Source organism: Gracilibacillus sp. Marseille-QA3620, from assembly GCF_054950035.1.
Window position 1 is genome coordinate 3,836,610 of record NZ_CM143102.1, and the last position, 19,971, is coordinate 3,856,580.

The following is a 19,971-nucleotide window of genomic DNA, read 5'->3' on the forward strand; positions in this document are numbered from 1 at the left end:
TTCAAATTATTTTTTGTCCATAAAGAAAATAGTCATAGAAAAAAAAACCTTAACATGCATATCATGCGATTGGGCAAAAAAAAGCAGGCAAATCCGAAAACGGATGTTGTCTGCAGTCTGAGAGCACACTAAGTACATTGCCTTAAAAGGATTGATTTTCTCTAATCTATTTTATTAATAATTCATGAACTTCGCTTGCTATTTCTTTAAAATCCTTAAAATCTCTAGGTGCGTCAGTCACTCCAGCACATTGTTTAGCGAATTCATCCCATTCCGCCTCATCAAGTCGATAATATTTCTCCATAATATCAATATAAACAAATAAAGCTTGTTCAACCATGGTTTCAGGTTTCTCATATTCACTTAGCGGTTCTGTTCCCAATCTTTCACAAATCAACCTTTGTAATCTTTCTACATATTTTAAATGTTCGGGATTTACATCAACTTTCTTATAGTTATCCATAATTCACTTCCATCCATTATTCCATATTGCTATTCAATAACAATTATATCTTGATAATATCCATAAGCAATATCCTAAATAAATTATGATTTTTTCAGATTATCCACCTATATTCTTCTTTTCTAAACAAAGAGGCATCTCCTCGTCGAGATGCCTCTTTGTTTAGATTATACTGGCTGTTTGATTCGATTCATTAGAATATCAGCGAACTTCTCACACTTTTCCCAATCGCCCTCCTGCGGGGAAAGTTCCACCTTGAGTGTTGCGGCAAGATTGGTGTGGACATAAAGCATGTCCCTGAATTCATCGACCGCTCCGCAGAAGTTCGGATAGAAGCTGTCGCCTGTTCCGAACACACCTGTCGTCAGATGGCTGGCCTCCTCCCGCTCTATCCATTGATATAACGACATCATCTCAAGGGGAATCTCTCCGTCTCCCCACGTATAGGTGCCAATGATAATCGCCTCATATTCATGCAGCTGGCTTAGTGGAAAACGATTAATCGTAAACAAATCTGTATGAATGCGCCGAGAAAAGTGAGTCCGCAATTCAAGTGCAAGCTCCTCTGTGTTCCCTGTTTTCGACGTATAGATAATAGCAGCCTTCATTAGAGCTCATCAAATCCATTTGACTGAGTAACCTTCGTATAGGTACGTGATTTCTGCTCAAAGAAATCAGACTTCGTTTCATTAATCATCTCATCGCTGAATACATGAATCCATGGCATTGGGTTATTGCGTTCCGGATAAAGATTTTTAAGTCCCAGCTGGCGGAAGCGCTTGTTAGCCAAGTACTCCACATAGTTCTCGAACTCATCCAGGTCAATGCCCTCAATATCCTTCAGAATGAAACGGGACCACTCCTTCTCAAGCTCAACCGCCTCTCCAATCGTGCGGTAAATATATTCAATATTCTCATCTGTATTCAACTCCGGATTTTCCGTCAGCAAAATACGGATGAATTGGGAGATGAAATAAGCATGCTGCATTTCATCACGCTGGATATAGCTGATCATCGTACTCGTCTTCAGCATTCTTTGGTGGCGTGCTAGATGATAGAAGAAAGCAAAACCAGCGTAGAAATAAACTCCCTCCAGATTAATTGAGTTGACCGCAAGCTTAAACAGATGCAGCGGTGTCGGCTCATTGCGGAACTGCTCATACGCATCCAAAATCAGCTTATTACGCTTTTGTACAATTGGGTCATCTTTCGCTTCATTGAAGCGTTTGTTTTGCTCCTGCAGCGGCACAAGCGAGCTGAGGATATAGGAGTACGATTCATTATGAACCGCCTCCTGCTGGGAAATGACCGCGAAGATAGCCTTGAAGCTCGAGTCTGTGACATAGTCCATGACCTGACTCATCGTCGGTGTCTGCAAGCTGTCAAGGGAAGCCAACTGGGTATTAATACGGAGAAACACATCCTTCTCCGTCTCACTCAAGGAATCCCATTGCTTAATATCATCCTGCATATTAATCTCCTGTGCCTTCCAGAAGTTAGAGAGCAGGGTTTGATACAGGTCATACATTTGCGGATAGGCAATATCATTCCAGTTCAATAGACCGGATGTTTTTCCATTAATGATGCCAGTTGATTTATTCGGATATTCCGGGTTTAATAGTTTAATTTTATTCAGCGTTTCGTTCACCATCAGTCTCTCTCCTTTTAGCTATGGCAGGATTCACATTCTTCTATTTCTGCCTGTGACGTGCTTCTTACATAATAAGTGGTTTTCAAGCCGTTCTTCCAAGCCTCCAGATGGAGGTTCAATAGCTCCTTCGCCTTAATATCATGCTTCACATACAGGTTAAAGCTGATGCCCTGGTCGATATGACGCCCGCGAGCGGCATTCTGCCTGATGCTCCACACCTGGCTTAATTGATGTCTGCTCTTCTTGTAATACTCATAGGTTCGGTGATTAATATCAGGAGCTGTCACCTTGAATTTAAAGTTCTTCTTCTCCTCTGCATACTCAACCGCATAGATTGGGTCGATTCCATCTGTTGACCCGCCGATTTTGGCTGTTGAGGAGTTTGGAGCTACCGCCATGAGCCAGCCATTGCGCATTCCTTTATCTCGGATGTCTGCCTGAAGCTCACTCCAGCGCTGTGTCGCATATCCTTTTCGTTCGAAATAACGGCCGGTCTCCCATTCCGAACCGCTGAACCTACTGTATGCTCCCTTCTCCTCCGCTAGTTCCATAGAGGATTGAATGGTGTAATACGCAATATCCTCATACAGACGGTCAGCAAAGTCGACAGCCTCCTCTGATTCCCAATAAATGCCCTCTAAGGCTAATAGATGATGCCACCCGAATGTACCAAGCCCTATCGCCCGGTACTTCTTATTCGTTTTCTCTGCCTGTCCGACACTGATAGTATTCAAGTCAATGACATTATCCAGCATCCGGACCTGAATACGAATCAAGCGCTCCAGTACATTGGCTGGAACCGCCTTTGCCAGGTTGATAGAGGATAGATTACAAACAACGAAATCACCAGGCTTACGGACGATGACCAAATTCCCTTCCTCATCCTCATATTCCTTCACAATCATTGTTGCCGACATATTTTGCGCAATTTCTGTACATAGATTGCTGCAATAAATAGATGTACGGCCTTTCCCGTTCACATGCTTGTTCGGATTCTGGCGATTAACTTCATCACGGTAGAAAATATACGGTGTGCCTGTCTCCAGCTGGGAGATCATCACGCGTGCCATAATATCCATTGCACGATACGTTCTGCGCGGAAGGAGCGGATGATTAACGGCTTCCATATACTTCTCCGTAAAGTATTTCTCATCGTTCTCATCATAGAAGTCCTCAAGGCCAAGCAGATTGCCGTTCTCGTCCTTCCAGCCCATGATGCTCTTTACCTCATGCGGGCAGAATGTGTGCCATTCCCCGATGCTGCGCCCGTTCTCGTCCACCTTTTCAAGCTGCTCCATGAATAAATCGGGAATACATACCCCTGTGAATATGTCATGAGCTTTGCGGCGCTCATCCCCATTATTCGTTTTCAAATCAAGGAACCCATTCATGATGTCTTTATGGAATACATCCAAGTAAACAGCAATTGCGCCCTGCCTTTGCCCGAGCTGGTCGACACTGACCGCCGTATCATTGATTAGGCGAATCCATGGCACGACCCCGGAGGAGTTGCCCTTGAATTTCTTAATATCAGAGCCTAGCGCCCGAAGCTTGCCGTAATAGATGCCGACACCGCCGCCATCCTTTGACAGACGGGCTGTATCCCAGTTGTTCAAATAAATGCCGTCTAAAGAATCCTCAACTGTGTCAATGAAGCAGGAGGACAGCTGGCCAAAGCTCTTGCCGGCATTCGCAAGCGTTGGTGTCGCAACGGTCATGTACAAATGACTGAGTGCCCAATAAGCTTCTTTGACAAGGCTCATTCGAACGTCAGGCTTTTCATTTTTCATCAATTGCAGGGCAATCACCAAGAAACGCTCCTGCGGCAATTCATAGAGACGGCGCTCATGATCTCTTGCTAAATAACGGTCCGCAAGCAAGAACAAGCCTATGTAGTTGAAGATATAATCCCTTTCAGGCATGATTTCCGCTGCTGCCTCGTCCAATTCACTTCTCGAATAGGCCTGAGTAAGCTCCGCTGAATAAATGCCCTTCTCGACAAGCGTCTGAACCAACTCAGAGAAGGAGCCGTATTTAAGGTCCTCCTTATACCCGCGGTTCTCCGCTGCCTCCGCATACAGCTTTTGCAAATAAAGCCGGGCTGCGAGGAACGTCCAGTCAGGTGCATCCATCGCAATCTTATTGAGCGCATAATGAAGAGCTGTCTCAATTGCCTCAGACTCCTTGCCGCGGGCCATCATCTCCATCAGCTCATCGATATTCAGCTTATACTCCTGGGCGGTCTCTTCAATCAATCTTTCCGTCTTCCTTAACCGTTCCATAATCAATGCATCCATCTCCCTTTATCTATGAAATTATCTCCGAAGGCAAAAAAATAACCCGCTCTATGAGTAGAGCGGGTGAAAAGATAACAAGGAACAGCACATATATCGAATATGAGCCCTCAAATGCCATCATTTCCTTCCTCACTCCCCGGAGAAAATTGAAATTCAAAAAATAAGACAGGTCTCCTGACTTGTGCGTCACCCTCACCAAACCCTTCCCGTATCATCACCTCCAAAAGGAGACAACCCGATACAGTGGACTATGTTTAGTTCGTCAGCACTTACAGTTGCGGGGGCAGTATCGAACTCTCATCGATTTCCCTATTAAGCGTCTATACGCATCTTATTCCCTAGCTAATACTATATATTGATTTCATCGTTAAATAATCGACCATATATGGTGTTTCTATCATATCGAATATCGGTCCCTATTACAAGGAATTAATTTTTCCTACCCAAGAAAAAAGACACCCACTGTACACGAAAAAGTACAGGGAGCGTCCTTATTATCGGTTAATATTGTCTCATCTTAATAAAGCTTCTCAATTGCTTGGCAGCACTGACCATATGGCGGAGCGAGGCAACCGTTTCCTCCTCCCTCCTTGTCTTCAGCCCGCAATCAGGATTAACCCAGAATTGACTTAGTTCAAGCACCTCGAGGCTATCCTGCATAATTTCAAGCATTTCCTCTGTAGATGGAATACGCGGGCTATGAATATCATACACCCCTAATCCGATTCCCTTTTCATAGGGCGTATGCTGTAAAGATTGAATGAATTCGCCATGGCTTCTTGATGTCTCAATGGAGATTACATCAACATCGAGCGCTTCAATCGGCTTCACAAAATCATGGAAATCACAGTAGCACATATGTGTATGGATTTGCGTTTCATCTTGGACACCTGATGTTGCAAGGCGGAAGGATGGGATTGCCCATGTCAGGTATTCCTGCCAATCCGCCCTTCGAAGGGGCAGTCCTTCTCTTAAAGCCGGTTCGTCCACCTGAATAATAGTAATTCCGGCTTGCTCAAGGCAGTCGATTTCCTTACGAAGGGCAAGGGCAAGCTGATTAGCAACATCCTTGCGCGGGATATCATCTCGGACAAAGGACCAGTTTAAGATAGTCACAGGACCAGTCAGCATTCCCTTCACCGGCTTCTCGGTCATCGCTTGCGCAGCAGCCGTCTCCTTCAAGGTCATCGGCTCAAGCCACTTCACGTCTCCATAAATGATAGGCGGCTTCACGCAGCGAGACCCATAAGAGACCACCCATGCCTTTTCACTCAAGGCAAAGCCATCAAGCTTCTCTCCGAAATATTCAATCATATCTGTCCGTTCAAACTCTCCGTGCACAAGCACATCAAGTTCTAAATCCTCTTGTATGCGAATCCACCGCTCGGTCTCACGTGCAATAAACGCTTCATAGGATTCATCGGAAATAATCTTATCTCGCCAAGCCTTACGCGTTTCCTTCACTTCCTTTGACTGCGGGAAGCTGCCAATGGTTGTCGTCGGGAAAATCGGCAGGTTAAGCTTCTGCGCTTGAATATCTCGGCGAACAGGATAGGGTGAAGATCGTTTAAAGTCCTCTGATTCAAGAGTCACCCCTGTGACAGCCGGCTGCACCGCTCTCCTATTTCCGCCAAGAACTATCCCTGGCTTCTCAAAGTACGTAACAAGCTGATCAATTTCCTTGATTTTCTCATCAGCAAATGCGAGCAGCCCTTTAATATTCCCGTCCATTTTCTGCTCCGTCGAAGCGGATACCGGTACATGCTGCAAACTGCAGGAAGGCTGGACCCATACTTCCGCAGCTTTGAATACTCCAAGGATGGACTGGATCAATTCGGCCTTCTCCACCAAATCAGCCTTCCATATATTGCGCCCATCCACAATACCGATGGCAAGCACCTTTTCAGCGGGGAACCCAAATTGCTTCATGGAGGTCATATTTTGCAGATAGCCGGAAACAAAATCAAGACCAATTCCATCTACAGGGAGATGAATCAACTCCTCATAGACTGATAAACCTTCAAAGTATGTTTGCAGCATAATGTTTCCCGCTGTTTTTTCAGCAGCCAGCTTCTCATAAATCGATTTCACGAAGGCTACTTCCTCTTCATCCAATGTCAGCACCAAGGCTGGCTCCTCAAGCTGCACCCATTCAGCACCCTCCTTAATCAGCTCTGCAATCACCTGGCTGTACAGCGGAATAAGCTGTTCTGCCAATGCCTCCCAATCATCATAGCCCTTTGCAAGTTTGATGAAGGTATACGGCCCAATCATCGTCGGTTTCGTCACAACGCCAAGCTCATCTCTCGCCTCCTTGAACCAATCAAGTAGACGATTGTTCGTTATGTAAAGTTCCTGGCCATCATATTCAGGAACAATATAGTGATAATTTGTGTTGAACCATTTCGTCATTTCACAAGCAACGGCCCCTTTTTCTCCCCTTGCCATGGCATAATAAAGGGAGAGATTCGATAATCTGCTTACATCAGAATAACGGGCTGGAATCATCCCAAACATAAACGCCGTATCGAGCATCCGGTCATACAGCGTGAAATCTCCAACAGTCATGACATCGATTCCAAGCTCCATCTGCCTCTTCAGCCTGGATAAGCGTATTTGCTTCAGCTGATCAAGAAACGTTTCCTCTGATACCTCTCCCCTCCAAAAAGCCTCTAAGCATCTCTTCCATTCCCGATCCTCACCAATATACGGATAACCGATGACTGTGCGTGTCCATTTCATCCTACGAGCTCCTCCCCTTGTATCGTTTTTCAGAAAACATCAAAAGCCCTCTCCCTCCTGGAAGATGGCTGTTAATTGTTCGCAGCATAAAGAAAGGCAAGCATGCCCTAATCCCTATGATTCGTACAGTGTCCGAAACAATCCGGCACGCTTCACCTCCTATTTCCACGTAGGTATTGGTGTGTACTGGAATTGGCAGGTCTCCTGGCTCATCATCAACGCACTTTAATCGCACCTTCCCGCTCAAGTGGCAGTGGTTTTTTGCGATATACTCCGATTTACAGTTGCGGGACAGCGACGGACTTTCACCGTACTTCCCTTTTAAGCCAAACTATTCGTTTGGCACCAATTCTTACACGCTATTCGATTGTGAAATAACAATATAAAGAGACTATACCATAAAAAGGAATTGATTGTTATCTATTTTTTGAATAATCAAAAATAAAGCGTGATACCAAACAGAAGGATTATTGCTCCTATGAAAGGATTCATTTATTATGACACCATATTTATTTTCAGAAAAAGTGCTTATACTAATGTACAAAGCACCTTCACCTGAGCTTAGAGGAGCGTAATCGATTGAATCAAACAATACCGAATCAACATATAAAGCCAGCCCTCATTATGGCCGCTCTGCTTTTATCGGCCTTTACAGGGTTATTGAACGAAACAGCCTTAAATATGGCTTACACAGAAATCATGGCTGATTTCCAAATCTCAACAGCCACCGCACAGTGGCTCACAACAGGATTCTTGCTCGTTATGGGGATTCTTGTCCCTCTATCAGCCTATTTAAATCAAACATATACGACAAGGCAGCTATACATAACCGCCCTCTCCTTGCTTTCACTCGGGACGTTTGTTGCCGCTCTGGCACCAGCCTTCAGTCTGCTTTTGCTTGCTCGTATCATTCAAGCAAGCGGACTCGGAATCTTAATGCCGCTCATGATTAATATTCTCCTATTGATTTTCCCCCCTAAAAGACGTGGGACTGTCATGGGCATTATGAGCCTGGTCATCCTTTGTGGTCCAGCATTCGGGCCGAGCTTTTCCGGGTTTATTACTGAATATTTCACCTGGCATTATATTTTCTGGACAACCTTGCCGATCTTTCTCCTCCTGCTCGCATTCGGCTGGAAGGTCGTGCAAAACGTCACAGTACCAAGGAAACTGAAATTTGATATCCCGTCCTTCCTGCTTTCAAGCCTAGGATTCGGCGGGATCGTCTTCGGCTTCAGCATAGCCGGCGAGGGCAGCGGAGAATTTGTCAGTACAGAGGTCATCCTGCCTATCTTGATTGGTTTCACTGCCCTTATCATCTTCTCCAAACGTCAATTCAAGATTGAGCAGCCTCTCTTGAACCTGCGCGTATTGAAATATCCTATGTATGTATTCGGCCTTTTCGCAGTCTTCGTCGGCCATATGATTATCATGTCTCAGGCCATCCTGCTGCCGATGTTTCTCAAAACAGGACTAGCAATAACGGGATTGATTGCCGGGCTCATCTTACTTCCAGCTGAAGCTTGTAATGGTATCATGTCTGTCGTCATCGGCCGTCTCATGGATAAATATGGACCAAAATGGCTCGTTATTCCGGGATTTGCGCTGCTCATTGTGACAACATTTTTATTTTCAGGTATTTCCCGTGATATCTCGATTGCCGCTTTCATCCTGCTCCATATTGGCTTAATCATCGGTGTCACCATGATCAGCAGTCCATCGCAGACGAACGGCCTAAATCAGCTGCCGCGCAAATATTATCCCGATGGAACCGCCATCGTAAATACCCTCATGCAAATAGCCGGCGCACTCGGCACCGCCGTTTCTGTCAGCCTGCTCACAAAAGGCCAGCACAACTACATGATAAGCGGTGAAGCCGCGGGTGAGAACATCGTCGCCGAAGCCTTGATTGCCGGTGTGCAATATGCCTTCAGTTTCCTTGTCGTCATCACCATTATAGGCTTCGTTGCCTCCCTCTTCATTAAAAGAGTGAACGTTTAGGCCAGGCGGATTGCCTGGCTTTTTGTTTGCTTTCTGACAGATTTCCAGCTGAAAGGAGATGATTTCCTGCAAAAACACCCCGAACTTGTCCATTTTGACTCTTTCTGCTGTAATTGGCCTTCTTTTTCTTTCGCGCGTTTTAAGGGCGAAATCATTTCATTTATGGGCGAAATCTAAGCTTTATGAGCGATAATCCGATAGTATGGGCGAAAATTATTCGGTATGGGCGATAATCATGCGGGATGAGCGATAAACCGAGTGCATAGGCGAAACCATACGCCCTTCGAACTACCCACGAACCAAAACAGCGTCATCAGGGCTGCCTCCTGACAAATCCCCCCTAGCAAAAAGCTCCCTGCTTAAGCAAGCAGAGAGCCTTCCTCATTCTTCAATGAAATCAAACCCGGCGATGACTGATGGTTTCAACCCCAAGTCTGTGCAGCCATTCTTCGATTTTGTACGCACTTGACCCCGCATGTTGTCCATCAATTGCGATACCCTTTAGCACGGTCGCCTCTGGACAGAGCTTCACAATATCCTGTTCACTATGGCCTAAGCCGCTGCCGCCATGAGTACAAAATGGAATGATCCGCTTACCGGAAAAGTCTGTTTCTTCAAGGAATGTGAACATGGCCATCGGCATGGTTCCCATCCAGATAGGGTACCCGATGAACACCACATTATATTGATCCATATTCTCAGGAACAGATGCTAAAAGCGGACGCGCATGGCGGTCATATTCTCTAGTCGCTTCCTCCACACACTCCTCGTAATCATAAGAATAAGAAAAGGCCGGCCGCAGATGAAAGGTATCCGCCCCTGTCTCCTTCGCAATAGTATGAGCAACGGTTTCCGTATTCCCGCTTCGAGTGAAATAAACAATCAATGCTTTCATCATATGTCCATCTCCATTCTCAAATATGTGGTTACGAATTACTGTTCATCAGGCAAAGCCTCATTCAAGCAGCGAATCGCATTCAATGTCCGCGGATAACCGAGATAAGGAAGCAGCTGCACAATGACATCAAATAGCATTTCTTTATCATTGCCGACATTGGCATTTCCTTGAATATGTCCCTTCACCTGCGGCTCACATCCGCCGAGTGAAAGGATCATCGAGAAAGTAAGCAATTCCCTCATTGGCAAATCCAAGCCTTGGCGGGTGTAATAATCTCCAAAGCAATTATCCGATAAAAAGCGCTGAATAGGCAGCTGATTATCCGGGCAATTCCGGTACATCGTTTCAATCGCTTCATCCCCGAAGATTTCCTTCTGCAAGGCAAACCCTTTCTCATAGCGCGTCTCCCTCGTGACCTTTGCCTGCCGCTTCAATGGCAGTTCAATGCCGCGCTTGATTAAGATTTCATTCGTAGAGTCGATGAAATCCACTACTTTAGCAAATCCGCAATAAGGTACCGACTGATAGACAAGCTCCTTTACCTCAATCGGCTTTACGCCGACATTCAAGGCTGCCTCCAGCATGGTCTTGTATTCACTTAAGGTTTGCTGAGCAATCAAGGAAGCAAGGATAACCAGCATTCTTGTCTTTTCATCCAGCTTCCCATGCTCCATCACCTCATCAAAGGCAAAGTTCTCAAAGATCTCTAGCAGCTCAGGGTCGGTGACCTTCCAGGTTGATTGACGTTCCGGAAAGAGCTTTTCATGATTCTTATGCGCAGTTTCACTTATACTCATTGCTTCAGCCTCCAATGACAATCCATGTTTTCATTTCTTCCTGTATAGCAGCATCGATGTCCCAGCTTGTTCAGGACTCCAATACATGCTCAAAATTGAACAAAACTTTATGTCCATAAGTTCATAACTTAACATTTAATCCAACTCAACGAGATTATACTATTATGTAAATAATAAATTTTCCCGAATGTTTCCCTTCAAATTCTTATACTTACCCTTTATCTATGCTTCAAAAACTGCCTCTCTCCACTTTTTTCTTTCCTATAAAAGCATCTATCATTTTACTGTACGGCGAATTCACCCATATGCTATACTTTTGCCAAAATAATAATTAAAGGGAGGTGGCCGCGTTGGGAACGTGTTTGTAATACCTCATGATTCATTCGGCCTTACCGGCCATCAAACCTTAGTTACAGCAAGGTTTTACGTACTTTGGCACCATACTGCCAAATATTTTCAAACTATTAAATAGATTCAGAATATAAACCTGGAGGTGAATCCCTCATTTGAGGGAAGTAATTGGATATAATTACGTTCACAAATTTGATACTTTTGATCATCTTACTCATTATGACCGCTTTTTTTGTCGGGGCTGAATTTGCCGTCGTCAAACTCCGCATGTCTAGGATCGACCAATTAATCGCTGAAGGAAATAAAAAAGCCCTTACAGCCAAGAAAGTGGCCAGCGACCTCGATTATTACCTGTCTGCCTGTCAGCTCGGCATCACCGTTACCGCCCTTGGGCTTGGTGCGCTTGGGAAGCCGGCTGTTGAAAGAATATTGTACCCATTATTTGATGTCTTAAATGTTTCAGAGGCTCTATCCTCTGCCCTCTCCTATGCAATTGCCTTTATACTCGTCACCTTCCTCCATGTTGTCATTGGGGAAATGGCGCCGAAGACATTGGCCATTCAATATGCTGAACGAATGAGCCTTCTTCTTTCCCCGCCTCTTTACTGGTTTGGGAAAATCATGAGCCCCTTCATATGGGCATTGAACGGAACATCTCGTCTTTTCCTGCGATTATTTGGGGTAAAGCCTGCCGGACATGATGAAGCCTATTCAGAGGAAGAGCTGAAGATAATCATGGCCCAGAGCTTCCAGGGCGGGGAAATTGATAAGACAGAACTCTCCTATATGGAGAATATCTTCTCCTTTGATGAACGTGTCGCAAAGGATATTATGGTTCCGCGTACAGAGATGGTTACACTTGATAAAGGCATGGACTATCCCACAATCATTTCTATTTTGGATGAGAATAATTACACCCGCTATCCTGTTGTTGAGGACGGGGATAAAGATAAAGTTGTTGGAATCCTGAACGTCAAGAAGATGCTCACTCAGATTGTTGCGAAACGGGATTCTAAGCCGGAGGATTTCGTCCGGGAATTACCATTCGTACTTGAGACAACACGGATTCAGGATGCTCTTTTGACGATGCAAAGGGAACAGGTTCATATGGTCCTTGTCATTGATGAATATGGCGGTACTTCAGGAATCCTTTCATTGGAGGATGTGCTCGAGGAAATCGTTGGAGAGATTCGGGATGAATTTGACGAAGAAGAGACAGCAGATATACAGGCCATTGGAGAGCATCGCTATCTCATGAACGGCCGCGTCCTATTAGACGAGATTGAAGATCGATTTGGACTGACATTTGAAGAAAGTGATGATGTGGATACAATCGCTGGCTGGATTCATCTTCAAAGCATCGAAGAAGTCCATGAAGGTGATGAAGTGAAACATGGGGAATACGTGTGGTCGGTTGAAAAAATGGACAACCACTCTATCAAACAAGTAACCCTGCGGAAGCTTTAATAGAATACGATCTTAATTCATTTGGAGGTGAATCCTTCTTAAACAGAAGGAACTAATTGGACGGATTAATTGCTTTAAACTTATTTTTGGTCGTTGTATTTATTGGATTGACGGCTTTCTTCGTCGGAGCAGAATTTGCTATTTTGAAGGTGCGGATGTCGAGAATTGACCAGCTGATTGCCGAGGGAAATAAAAAGGCGGTCTTGGCAAAGAAGGTGACCGGAAACCTAGATTACTATTTATCTGCCTGCCAGCTTGGGATTACGATTACAGCATTGGTACTCGGAGCATTAGGAGAACCGACCGTTGAGAAATTGCTCCACCCGGTCTTCGAGAGATTTGAGGTTGCAGATGCATTAGCAACTGTGCTTTCCTATGCGATTGCCCTGGCGATTGTCACATTCTTGCATGTTGTCTTTGGCGAATTGGCACCGAAGACACTCGCCATTCAATATTCTGAACGAGTCACCTTAATGCTCGTTGCTCCGCTTTATTGGTTTGGAAAAATCACCAATCCGATTATTCGGTTCTTAAACGGCTCATCACGTGTATTCCTCAGATGGTTTGGCGTGAAGCCTGCTGGTCATGAGACGGTCTATTCAGAGGAAGAGCTTCAGCTGATTGTCACCCAAAGCTATAAGGGCGGTGAGATCAACGAAACCGAGCTCTCGTACCTTCAAAATATCTTCTCATTCGAGGACCGTGTATTAAAGGATATCATGATACCAAAATCGGAAATGGTCTACCTGACGAAACAGATGACTGTGGATGATATCATCACTGTCCTTAATCAACAGGAATATACCCGGTACCCAGTGATGGAGGCTGCAGGTTCAGACCATATCATTGGCTTCATTAATACGAAGGAAATGCTCACCAATATCGCAGCCGGACGCAATCAAGCTGTCACACATTTCATTCATGAGATTCCGTCATTTCCAGAAACTGCATCAATCAAGAGCGTGCTATTGGAGATGCAAAAGAACCGGATGCATATGATTATCGTGACTAACGAGACAGGACAGATTACCGGTCTCGTGACAATGGAGGATATATTAGAAAACATCGTTGGCGAGATTCGCGAAGAGTCTTCCAGCAGTGATTAATGAACAAACGGAAGGTTCGAAGTCTTTGTGGACTTCGAACCTTTTTATTATATATCCTTCTTAACCGGTATCCAAATTTCACTATAATAATCATCCGAGGAAGGATCTCCATCGCACATATACACTTCCATCTCCGGCCCTCCTGCATGCTCATAGCCAGTAGACGGGAACCATTCAGAGAAAATGCGCTCCCATCCCTTTGGCATAGCACCCTTCACCGGAAAGATAGCCCAGACTGCCGCTGGAATCACCCGCTCCTCCCATCCCGCAGGAATAGGTGTATCCCGCTTCTCAGCAGCAATCATATAAGATAAATTCTCTTGCAGCTGATCGAAATCAAGGCAGATACCTAAAAGACCAAGCGGACCCGAATGCATCGCAAGCTCTGCGGCCAATCCATTCCTATTCGCCTCAATCCAAAAGGCTGCAATATCCTGATGGTTCTGACCTCCCTCTGCCGATGTCCGAATGCTCTTTCCTACGACCGTAAAGGCCGCTCTTTCCTCCATCCTGTACTCCATTTCCACATCACCCTTTATCTGAATTTGAAAGGAGAGTCTTGGATAAGCCTTTAAGAATCGGCTGTCTTTCCTGACTGCTGACGGCGTGATACCATGGATGCGCTGAAAGGCTTTTGTGAATGACTCTGGACTGTCATAGCCATACTTCATTGCCACATCAATGACCTTTGCCTTTGTATGAATAAGCTCCTGTGCAGCAACGGTGAGCCGCCGATTGCGGATATACTCACTGACTGTATAGCCTGTCAGCATGCTGAACAGCCGCTGGAAGTGGAATTTCGACATACAAGCAGCAGCCGCAATCTCCTCTATCCGCAGCTCATCTGTCAGATGATTCTCGATATAATGAATGCCATCAATCATTCGTTGCAGGCCCTCCATATGAGCTCCTCCTCTCATTGCTCAGTCTACCAACCTGGCAGCGGGTAATCCTGTTCATCTGTGCTCACTTCAGATAGATTCTATTTGTAAATATTCTTCACAGATGCTGACAATCCTTTTTGCCTATTGAAACATCCGCTTACAATCATCCTCTCAATCGTCGAAACTGCCGCATCAAAGCCTTTATTCCTGGATTTCATTTCAAGTCGAAAATGGCCGATATACCTAAATCCACAAATCTGATATGACCCAAAAATATATAAGAATAGTTTTATCAGGCTCCTTTCGGGGAATTGAGTATAAATCATAGTCTCTCTTATATAGAAAAACTTCTAAACTATTATCAGCAAGAATCCATACAAAGGGCTGAAGGATATGAGGAAAAAGGTCAAGTTTTTATTATATATCGATATAGTAATATTAGTACTTGTCCCTGGATACAAAGGGTATTTATATGCCTTTGAACCTGAGGCAAATACAGCTAATGTTACTAGCATTAAAGAGATAAGGAGAATGGAGGACACTGATTCATATACATTCGCTGTCCTCGGTAACATCAAGAATTCTATTGATATTTTTGATAAACGAATGGTCAATACCATCAACGAGGATTCGGATATTAACTTTGTTATCTCAACCGGTAATGCGGTTTTGGACGGTTCAGAGGATAAATACCGGATCTTGAATAAAAGCTTTGAGAAGATTCAAGTACCGACCATTACCGGATTCGGACAGACCGAAATGACAGACCGCGGGGCCCTCCGCTTTTACCGGCAATTCGGTCCCTTTTATTTCTCCTACCAGCTCGGTGAATCGTATTTTATTTTCCTGGATACAACCGGGCAAACATCAGAGGAACTGCAAAAGGAATGGCTTAAGACGGAACTGGAACAAGCCTCTGGCTGCCGCCATATATTCGTGTTTCTCAACAAAGCTCCGTATGTCATTCATGATTCATCAGATGATACGGACCAATACATACAAAGCGACAGCTTCCGGCATTTCTTAACGAGTATATTTGCCGAGTATAAGGTGGATGCCGTATTTGCCTCAGGGCCTTCCATCTATGACGAACGGGAAATAGACGGGGTGGGCTATTATGTCAGCGGCGGGGCTGGCGGGCCGCTCCTCTCCAAGGAGAAGAATAGCTTCTATCATTATATGAAAATCACCGTCAGCGGCGAGGAAGTTCAATACGGCATTGTTAAGCAAGGGGGCCAGAGCTCCCCAATCCTGAACACCATGGAGAATGTTTGGATCTTCATCCATTCACTTTTCTACACAAATCGGACAAACTTCACCATCATGGTCAGTATACTCGTACTTTTAGCCATCGTCCTTTACATCCAAGCAACGAAAGAGGTGAATTATTACCGGGATTTCACGCATCCCAATCAGCAGGGACCAAGGAACAAAAAGCTCACGATTGCCATGTTTACCAATACCTATTTGCCTTTCATCGGCGGCGTACCGAATTCCATCCACCGTCTGGCGAAGGGATTGAGAGAGCAAGGCCATGAGGTGTATATTTTTGCGCCAAAATACCCTGGACTAAATCAGCAGGAGGATGACCCATATACGATTCGCTGCGAGCTCATGTGGTACCGTAAAACAAAGGTGTTCAACTTCCCGATTGTCAATATCTATTCGACCAAGATCGAGGAAGCATTCGCGGCGCATCCATTTGATATCGTTCATGTGCATCACCCGTTCTGGATGGGGAAAAAGGGCATGCAATTGGCGAGGAAATATCAAATACCAGTTGTTTTCACTTATCATACACGGTTTGATAGCTACTACCGCTTCCTGCCGGTCCTAAAACTATATTTCAAAAATGTACTTTCGCATAAAATGGTGAAGCATTTCGCGCAAAACTGCAATGCCATCGTGGCGCCGACCACGACAGCAAAAGAATATTTGTCCAATATTGGTGTAAGCCGCCATATCGCCGTCTTGCCAACAGCCATTGATTTTGATGACTATCAGCACAGCACTGTTGACAGCGTGATGAGCCTGCGACAATCCTTCGTACAGGAAGGAGAGCTATTGCTCTGCTCCGTATCGAGGCTTGCCCAGGAGAAGAACATCTTCTTCCTAATTGATGCCATTCACTATATTAAACACCATACCGATGTACCTTTCAGCTGTATCATCGTTGGAGACGGCCCTGAAAAGGAGCATCTAAAGCAGCGAATTCAAGAGGATGGCCTAGAGGAAAACGTGGTGCTCATCGGCTCAGTGGCCCCTGAGGAAGTCAATCAGTACTATCAAGCCTCTGACCTCTTCCTCTTCAGCTCAAAATCAGAAACACAGGGGATGGTCATTCTGGAGGCTATGGCCGGTCATTGTCCAGTTGTCGCAGTCGCCTCAAGCGGCATTGATGATGTCGTGGTCAATGGGGAGAATGGCTACAAAACCATCGAGAGAATAGAGGAATGGGCAAAGAAAGTGATCTATCTAATGGAGCATCCAAAAGAGCGAGAGGAAATGTCCTCACGAGCCTATCATTTTGCCAAACGATATTCCATTCCCAATATGGCGAAGGAGGCCGTCTCTGCCTATCATGAGGCACAAAAGGATTATGAGATGAGGCATACTGCTGTCGTACAAGAAGAATCATCAAGGGACGTGATTTCAAATGATTGAGTTTAAGTGTTATGGAGATAAATTATTTCACTGGCTGGCCACCAACTATATTGACCTTGTATACCGAACAAGCCAGGTCCGCTATACAGGGAAGTCCATGATTACCTGCGAAGAAGAAAGGTTTGTTCTAGGATTTTGGCATGGGGACAGCTATTGCATCATTCCTGCGCTGAAAGGAACAAATATCTTTGTGATTACAACAAGCAATAGAAGAGGCGACTATATCGCCAATCTCTGTGAATATTTCGGATATACCCCGCTCCGAGTTCCCGATGAATCTGTTGGGGGAGGCTTTCTTTTTAAAATACGCAAAAAAATCAATGGAGCTGATGGAGGTCATCTCGCTTTGGCATTTGACGGCCCGCTTGGTCCCTATCATGTGCCAAAGGATTTTTCCTATATCCTTGCCCGTGTTTCCAAACGACGCATCGTCCCCGTCTCCATTGAGGTAAAGAGAAAAATCCGACTGACAAGGCGCTGGGATAAGTACATGGTTCCACTCCCATTCAATCAAATCAGCGTGCACTTTCACGAGCCGATTCCTGTATTGAGCAAGGAGCTTGATCCCATTAAGCAAAGGACAGTTGAAGTCATGGAGAGCCGTTCATAAAATTTCTTCATAAGAGGGCAGAACAATGGATAAGAATAAATGGGTTATGTACCTTGTTAATTCCGTCACTTTCATAGGCTTCCTGGCTATTGGCATCTTTATCGCTGTTTTATATCATCGGGGAATTTTTTCTTCTACAGTGAGCTTTCAGCACTACATTGATGGCTATGGTCCGTTTGCTCCGCTAGTTTTCATGCTCATTCAAATTGTTCAAGTTGTCTTTCCATTTTTGCCAGGCGGAATCAGCACGGTTGCCGGAGTCGTTATCTTCGGAGCTTGGAGGGGATTTCTGTACAATTATTTCAGTATCTGCCTTGGCTCCATTCTCGTCTTCATCCTTTCAAGGAAGTACGGCAGTGATTTTGTGAAAAATATCATTAAAGAGAAGAACTATAATAAGTACAGCCAATGGATCAATAAAGGCAGGCGTTTCGAGCGTTTCTTCGCAAGCGCCATCTTCTTTCCCGGCTTCCCGGATGATGTGCTCTGTTATATGGCTGGTTTGACGAAGATGAGGCTAGGGAGGTTCATCGCAATCATCCTTCTCGGGAAACCTCTTTCCATTGCGGTCTATAGCATGGGAATTGCTGCTATTATACAATTTCTACAAAGATTATTTTAAAAAAGGATGCAGCCATCATCTTGGCTGCATCCTTTTTATCATTATTGTACACCTTCCATTGGAAGGAGCTTTCGACTCTCCACGGCCAGAATTCCCAGCTCATGGTGATCACCCTCATACAGAGCATTTTGTACAAGTCGTATTTGGTCATTAATATCATAAATCTCAAGCTTGCAATGTGCACGATTCGATTGCAGGGCTTCATAAAGCTCTGTCCTCGAATAAACCATCCGTCCATTCACCTTCGTCAGAAGCTCCCCCGGACGAAGCCCCATCCGCTCAGCCGGTGATTCAGGCAATATTCCAAGAATCATCAGCCCATTTTTGGAAGAGGTAAAGAAGGAGGAACGATTCTCCTCCCTGCTCTTATAAACAGAGAAGATAATCGTATGTCCAATGATTGCAGCCGCCACCGCAGCGAGACTTACATAAGGAATCCAATAGCCAGCCGCACTTATGGCCAGAACAATCAGCCCAAGAACTGTCATGCTTCTTCCTAATGGCTGCACAATATTGGCGAGCAGCGTACTCTTTGCTTTAAAGGAAAAACCGATAAAGAACGGAACAACAAGCGGCGCCCACTCAGTCTCACCAAAGGAGAATACAGGCCAGAAATCACCTGGTACATCAAGTAAACCGTTCGGGATAAAAAGAAGCACTGGCACAAGCCAAATCCGTTTGGACTTCTGTGCCCCAACAAGCATCCCCCTTTTTCCCTTCTCATACAGAGGCGACGCATGCAGAGCCCCTCTCTTGCGAATCAGCCAGCCTTCTGCCAGCAGCAATAGGCCGACCAGAACAGCAATGGATGGGTAAATGGCTTGATCAAAGGCAAAATAGCCCTCATCCCAAATTCCATTAAACCCATATATGCCAAGCCCGAAAATAATCAAAAAGGACAAACCAACCGTATAAACCGGCGATAACAGACGGACAAATAAGAATATACTAAATATTACACTCAAAGAACCTGCCAGCAGCACAAACTCAAATGGTACATTCAATCCAAGCAATCCCGTCATGACAGACAACACAAATCCCGTTAACAGGCTTGGGACGATGTACTCCTTCATCTCAATCATGGGATCCTCTACCCGGATATGAAACAGCTTGCGCTCCTGCTTAACTCGCTTGGAGCCAAGCATATATGTAACTATCAACCCAATATACAGAACCGGATTCAGAAACAACAACCCAATTCCCTTAAGTAATTCAATCACCCAAGTTTCCCACAATTTGTATCACCAACCCTTACATACCTTATCTTCTATTCTATCAAATCACCCCCTCCTTTCCTATTCTTTCTTTTAGAACAGGCTCTCCTTTTGCTTCGACAGAAAGACAGCCGTGAGCAAGCTCGCAAAATCAAAACAGCGTAATTAGAGCTTGTTTTCGAAGAGAATCTATCTAAAAACGAA

At 44.9% G+C, this 19,971-nt stretch carries 15 protein-coding genes and 2 riboswitches; of the genes, 6 read left to right on the plus strand and 9 right to left on the minus strand.

Going from position 1 to position 19,971, the window contains the following annotated elements:
- Positions 1–166: 166 nt before the first annotated feature.
- The 5 genes from ACY8DX_RS19325 to metE all read right to left on the minus strand — a co-directional run bounded on the left by ACY8DX_RS19325 (position 167) and on the right by metE (position 7,153).
- Positions 167–463: a hypothetical protein gene (locus tag ACY8DX_RS19325; protein ID WP_049669457.1), complete on the minus strand. Its 297-nt coding sequence runs from the start codon at positions 461–463 to the stop codon at positions 167–169.
- A 167-nt stretch (positions 464–630) separates the two neighbouring features.
- Positions 631–1,071 (minus strand): flavodoxin domain-containing protein, encoded by a 441-nt coding sequence (locus ACY8DX_RS19330; protein WP_049669456.1) that lies wholly within the window; start codon positions 1,069–1,071, stop codon positions 631–633.
- On the minus strand, positions 1,071–2,114 hold the full coding sequence (locus ACY8DX_RS19335; RefSeq protein ID WP_197089891.1) for a ribonucleotide-diphosphate reductase subunit beta: 1,044 nt from the start codon (positions 2,112–2,114) through the stop codon (positions 1,071–1,073). Before ACY8DX_RS19335 ends, ACY8DX_RS19330 begins: the two co-directional genes overlap by 1 nt.
- 14 nt (positions 2,115–2,128) lie before the next feature.
- Positions 2,129–4,321, minus strand: a complete 2,193-nt coding sequence (locus ACY8DX_RS19340; RefSeq protein WP_462406985.1) for a ribonucleoside-diphosphate reductase subunit alpha — start codon at positions 4,319–4,321, stop codon at positions 2,129–2,131.
- 237 nt (positions 4,322–4,558) lie between these two features.
- A riboswitch (cobalamin riboswitch) is annotated at positions 4,559–4,760 on the minus strand.
- 152 nt (positions 4,761–4,912) lie between these two features.
- Positions 4,913–7,153, minus strand: coding sequence for a 5-methyltetrahydropteroyltriglutamate--homocysteine S-methyltransferase (metE, locus tag ACY8DX_RS19345; protein ID WP_462405855.1), 2,241 nt, complete (start codon positions 7,151–7,153; stop codon positions 4,913–4,915).
- A gap of 177 nt (positions 7,154–7,330) precedes the next feature.
- A riboswitch (cobalamin riboswitch) is annotated at positions 7,331–7,518 on the minus strand.
- A 259-nt stretch (positions 7,519–7,777) separates the two neighbouring features.
- Between metE and ACY8DX_RS19350 the strand changes: the two genes are divergently transcribed.
- Positions 7,778–9,154 carry a DHA2 family efflux MFS transporter permease subunit gene (locus ACY8DX_RS19350; RefSeq protein WP_049672727.1) on the plus strand — a complete coding sequence of 459 codons (1,377 nt, stop codon included), beginning with the start codon at positions 7,778–7,780 and terminating at the stop codon, positions 9,152–9,154.
- A 397-nt stretch (positions 9,155–9,551) separates the two neighbouring features.
- Here ACY8DX_RS19350 and ACY8DX_RS19355 read toward each other — a convergent pair whose 3' ends face one another.
- On the minus strand, positions 9,552–10,052 hold the full coding sequence (locus ACY8DX_RS19355) for a flavodoxin (protein WP_197089890.1): 501 nt from the start codon (positions 10,050–10,052) through the stop codon (positions 9,552–9,554).
- Between the two features lie 35 nt (positions 10,053–10,087).
- Positions 10,088–10,849 (minus strand): carboxymuconolactone decarboxylase family protein, encoded by a 762-nt coding sequence (locus ACY8DX_RS19360; RefSeq protein ID WP_049669452.1) that lies wholly within the window; start codon positions 10,847–10,849, stop codon positions 10,088–10,090.
- A gap of 519 nt (positions 10,850–11,368) precedes the next feature.
- Here ACY8DX_RS19360 and ACY8DX_RS19365 point away from each other — a divergent pair.
- Both ACY8DX_RS19365 and ACY8DX_RS19370 read left to right on the plus strand, forming a co-directional pair.
- Positions 11,369–12,667 carry a hemolysin family protein gene (locus ACY8DX_RS19365; protein WP_049669451.1) on the plus strand — a complete coding sequence of 433 codons (1,299 nt, stop codon included), beginning with the start codon at positions 11,369–11,371 and terminating at the stop codon, positions 12,665–12,667.
- A 56-nt stretch (positions 12,668–12,723) separates the two neighbouring features.
- Positions 12,724–13,773: a hemolysin family protein gene (locus tag ACY8DX_RS19370; RefSeq protein ID WP_049669450.1), complete on the plus strand. Its 1,050-nt coding sequence runs from the start codon at positions 12,724–12,726 to the stop codon at positions 13,771–13,773.
- A gap of 47 nt (positions 13,774–13,820) precedes the next feature.
- Here the strand turns inward: ACY8DX_RS19370 and ACY8DX_RS19375 are convergent, their stop codons facing one another.
- Complete coding sequence (locus ACY8DX_RS19375; RefSeq protein ID WP_462405856.1) at positions 13,821–14,675, minus strand: AraC family transcriptional regulator; 855 nt, start codon at positions 14,673–14,675, stop codon at positions 13,821–13,823.
- A gap of 375 nt (positions 14,676–15,050) precedes the next feature.
- On the opposite strand from ACY8DX_RS19375, the gene ACY8DX_RS19380 reads away from it, so the two are divergent.
- Genes ACY8DX_RS19380 through ACY8DX_RS19390 form a run of 3 tightly spaced genes read left to right on the plus strand, consistent with a single transcriptional unit; the run spans position 15,051 to position 18,553 of the window.
- On the plus strand, positions 15,051–17,321 hold the full coding sequence (locus tag ACY8DX_RS19380) for a glycosyltransferase (RefSeq protein WP_462405857.1): 2,271 nt from the start codon (positions 15,051–15,053) through the stop codon (positions 17,319–17,321).
- Complete coding sequence (locus tag ACY8DX_RS19385; RefSeq protein WP_049669446.1) at positions 17,314–17,931, plus strand: lysophospholipid acyltransferase family protein; 618 nt, start codon at positions 17,314–17,316, stop codon at positions 17,929–17,931. The genes ACY8DX_RS19380 and ACY8DX_RS19385 overlap by 8 nt, the downstream gene beginning before the upstream one ends.
- A gap of 25 nt (positions 17,932–17,956) precedes the next feature.
- Positions 17,957–18,553, plus strand: coding sequence for a TVP38/TMEM64 family protein (locus tag ACY8DX_RS19390; RefSeq protein WP_049669445.1), 597 nt, complete (start codon positions 17,957–17,959; stop codon positions 18,551–18,553).
- 41 nt (positions 18,554–18,594) lie between these two features.
- On the opposite strand, the gene ACY8DX_RS19395 is transcribed toward ACY8DX_RS19390, so the two are convergent.
- On the minus strand, positions 18,595–19,773 hold the full coding sequence (locus tag ACY8DX_RS19395) for a PDZ domain-containing protein (protein WP_156185531.1): 1,179 nt from the start codon (positions 19,771–19,773) through the stop codon (positions 18,595–18,597).
- Positions 19,774–19,971: the final 198 nt, after the last annotated feature.

Excerpts from the sequence above, each read along its gene's own strand:
- metE (WP_462405855.1), bottom strand. The coding sequence starts at position 7,153 with ATGAAATGGACACGCACAGTCATCGGTTATCCGTATATTGGTGAGGAT.
- ACY8DX_RS19360 (WP_049669452.1), bottom strand. The coding sequence starts at position 10,849 with ATGAGTATAAGTGAAACTGCGCATAAGAATCATGAAAAGCTCTTTCCG.
- ACY8DX_RS19350 (WP_049672727.1), top strand. The coding sequence starts at position 7,778 with ATGGCCGCTCTGCTTTTATCGGCCTTTACAGGGTTATTGAACGAAACA.
- ACY8DX_RS19330 (WP_049669456.1), bottom strand. The coding sequence starts at position 1,071 with ATGAAGGCTGCTATTATCTATACGTCGAAAACAGGGAACACAGAGGAG.
- ACY8DX_RS19380 (WP_462405857.1), top strand. The coding sequence starts at position 15,051 with ATGAGGAAAAAGGTCAAGTTTTTATTATATATCGATATAGTAATATTA.
- ACY8DX_RS19335 (WP_197089891.1), bottom strand. The coding sequence starts at position 2,114 with ATGGTGAACGAAACGCTGAATAAAATTAAACTATTAAACCCGGAATAT.
- ACY8DX_RS19385 (WP_049669446.1), top strand. The coding sequence starts at position 17,314 with ATGATTGAGTTTAAGTGTTATGGAGATAAATTATTTCACTGGCTGGCC.
- ACY8DX_RS19355 (WP_197089890.1), bottom strand. The coding sequence starts at position 10,052 with ATGATGAAAGCATTGATTGTTTATTTCACTCGAAGCGGGAATACGGAA.
- ACY8DX_RS19390 (WP_049669445.1), top strand. The coding sequence starts at position 17,957 with ATGGATAAGAATAAATGGGTTATGTACCTTGTTAATTCCGTCACTTTC.
- ACY8DX_RS19340 (WP_462406985.1), bottom strand. The coding sequence starts at position 4,321 with ATGGAGATGATGGCCCGCGGCAAGGAGTCTGAGGCAATTGAGACAGCT.
- ACY8DX_RS19325 (WP_049669457.1), bottom strand. The coding sequence starts at position 463 with ATGGATAACTATAAGAAAGTTGATGTAAATCCCGAACATTTAAAATAT.
- ACY8DX_RS19375 (WP_462405856.1), bottom strand. The coding sequence starts at position 14,675 with ATGGAGGGCCTGCAACGAATGATTGATGGCATTCATTATATCGAGAAT.